Origin of the sequence: Candidatus Symbiopectobacterium sp., assembly GCF_020054415.1 — a bacterium.
Lineage (GTDB): Bacteria > Pseudomonadota > Gammaproteobacteria > Enterobacterales > Enterobacteriaceae > Symbiopectobacterium.
On record NZ_JAHWCO010000323.1, the window covers coordinates 1 to 2,668 of the forward strand.

General features: G+C 49.9%; 2 protein-coding genes and 2 pseudogenes. 2 read left to right on the plus strand and 2 right to left on the minus strand.

Features of this window, described 5'->3' with window-relative positions:
• Positions 1-165: 165 nt before the first annotated feature.
• Positions 166-378: pseudogene (gene ilvN / locus QZ506_RS09410) on the plus strand (acetolactate synthase small subunit); the annotation flags it as partial.
• A gap of 356 nt (positions 379-734) precedes the next feature.
• The gene (gene cra / locus QZ506_RS09415; protein ID WP_291970610.1) at positions 735-1,739 is read left to right on the plus strand and encodes a catabolite repressor/activator; all 1,005 of its coding nucleotides are present in this window, start codon (positions 735-737) and stop codon (positions 1,737-1,739) included.
• Between the two features lie 91 nt (positions 1,740-1,830).
• On the opposite strand, the pseudogene QZ506_RS09420 reads toward cra, so the two are convergent.
• Together QZ506_RS09420 and QZ506_RS09425 are read right to left on the minus strand one after the other, a co-directional pair.
• Positions 1,831-2,272, minus strand: a pseudogene (locus QZ506_RS09420) (L-alanine exporter AlaE).
• A gap of 156 nt (positions 2,273-2,428) precedes the next feature.
• Positions 2,429-2,584, minus strand: a complete 156-nt coding sequence (locus tag QZ506_RS09425; protein ID WP_291970611.1) for a hypothetical protein — start codon at positions 2,582-2,584, stop codon at positions 2,429-2,431.
• Positions 2,585-2,668: the final 84 nt, after the last annotated feature.

A 2,668-nucleotide genomic window follows, 5' to 3' on the forward strand; every position in this document is an offset into this window, starting at 1 on the left:
GAGTTCTTCGGCGAGATTGAGCAGGCCGGCTTTGTGTTTGATAATGGGATTGTTAGTATGAAGCATGAGAGTTACCTCGCGTTTTGTTTAAGGATCAGACACCCATATCAAAACCGGTAACTCTCAACCTTTCAAGGTCCAGTGTTAGATCTAGTCGCGACTAATACAGGTTATTGCCGGGAAGAAGTGAAACGCAGCACGGAAATTTTCCGTGGACAGATTGTGGATGTCACGGCAACGCTCTACACCGTGCAATTGGCGGGCACCAGTGACAAATTGGATGCGTTTCTGAGGCGCGGTGCGTGACGTGGCTGAGATTGTCGAGGTGGCGCGTCGGGTATTGTCGGCGTATCACGCGGCGATAAGATTATGCGCTAATTTTCCTTCCGCTGATCTATGATAAAGAGGTTCACTGTGTCGGTGAACCTTGGGGTTGCTTGCAAACCTACCTAAAACGGTCATTCCCGCGCAGGCGGGAATGTCATACAGGCTAAACGCGTTCATTCTGCCCGAGGCCCTCGGCCTACGCCGAGGACGACGAAGAGGTTGGTAGGCTTTTTCAGCAGTCTGAGGGCTCACTGTGTCGGTGAGCTTTTTATTTTTCTCTCTATAACCCTGAACAACAATAAAGCGGTTGCTGATTGCCAGCTTCTGCGGTTAGATCTATACGATATCCATGCTTAAAATATGGACATCCTTGTTTTTTATTTTCCAGCTTATTTAAAGGGGCTAACGTGAAACTGGATGAAATCGCGCGCCTTGCGGGCGTTTCACGCACTACTGCCAGCTACGTTATCAATGGCAAGGCCAAACAATACCGCGTCAGTGATAAAACGGTAGAAAAAGTGATGTCGGTGGTGCGTGAGCATAATTATCATCCCAATGCGGTGGCTGCTGGATTACGCGCTGGGCGTACTCGTTCTATCGGGCTGGTGATTCCGGATCTGGAAAACACCAGCTATAGCAAAATTGCCAATTATCTGGAGCGTCAGGCGCGTCAGCGCGGTTATCAATTGCTGATTGCCTGCTCTGAAGATCAGCCGGATAACGAGATGCGCTGCATTGAGCATCTGATGCAGCGTCAGGTTGATGCCATTATCGTGTCGACAGCGTTGCCTCCGGAGCATCCGTTCTATCAGCGTTGGGCTGGAGACAGCTTGCCTATTATCGCGCTGGATCGCGCGTTGGATCGCGAACACTTCACAAGTGTAGTGGGTGCCGATTGTGAGGATGCGGAAATGCTGGCGCAGGAACTGCGCAAGATTCCAGCGGAGTCAGTGCTCTACCTCGGGGCGTTGCCGGAACTTTCGGTGAGTTTCCTGCGCGAACAAGGGTTTCGTATGGCGTGGGCAGAGGATCCGCGTCAGGTGAATTTCCTTTATGCCAACAGCTACGAACGCTCAGCGGCAGCGATAGCGTTTGAAGAGTATTTGCAGCATCACCCGATGCCGCAGGCGCTATTCACTACCTCGTTTCCGCTGTTGCAAGGGGTGATGGATATTACGCTGAAGCAGAGCGGGCGGCTGCCGAACAATTTGGCGATTGCCACGTTTGGTGACAACGAACTGCTCGATTTCCTCGAGTGCCCGGTGCTCTCCGTGGCGCAACGTCATCGCGAAGTGGCTGAGCGAGTGTTGGAGTTGGTGCTGGCAAGTCTCGATGAACCTAAGAAGCCCAAGCCCGGTTTGACGCGCATTCTGCGCAGTCTCTATCGGCGCGGTTCACTCAGTCGTCATTAGTTTGGGATTATTCCTAATAAAAAGCCATCCGGTATCAGGATGGCTTTTTTGTTGCCTGTATTTGGCGGTAGTTGCGGTCTCGGCCTGACTTTCAGCCCGGTACGGCGACGCGAAACAGACGGCGGCAGTAATCGAGAAAATAGCCGTATGCGACACAAATTAACATAGATATCAACATATTGCTGGTTACTGCTGCGACGATCTGGTGTGGATTGTCACCAATAAACCACAGGATGGCAACATACACCGGTGATTGAAAGCTGACGTAGGCAAACAGGTCTGCCAGATTTTTTACCCAGGTACCGTGCGTCATGAAGCGCTGAGACAGACGCAGGATACGATCGCGGTACAGGTCGTAGGGCCAAGCAATAAAAATATTAACGGGGATCGACACCAGTCGCGAAGAGAGCGACTGCTGGAAGCTCATACCAGACAGCAAGATATCAATCAGCATACCCCGTTATAAAATAGTAGATTACCATAGCGACTGTGTCCGCTACCGCACTACGCAATCGGGATTCAGGGGAGAACATGCAGAGAGACTCCGTTATATACCCGTCATACTTTAAGTTGCAGGTGCGTTGGCTTCGTTCACTCACACTTGTCACTTACCTGAGTAAGCTCCTGGGGATTCGTTCGCTTGCCGCCTTCCTGCAACTCGAGTTATTTAGGGTATGCAGTTAATTGGGTTAAATGCAGTTAATTATGTCGGTGTATTTTATGTGCGTAGTGTACTTCACTGGATGTTGAAGTTGTAAGTAGCGATAAATTTTTATTTTTTCATGCTTTTTTCGGCTTTGTTGAATAAATAGAACTTTTGGGTAATCATCGGAGCAGATCACCACAGTTGTTTCAAAATCAGGTCTCCATGGCAAAACAAAATTTTAAAATCACCAACTGGCCCTCTTATAACAAGGCCCTCAAGCAGC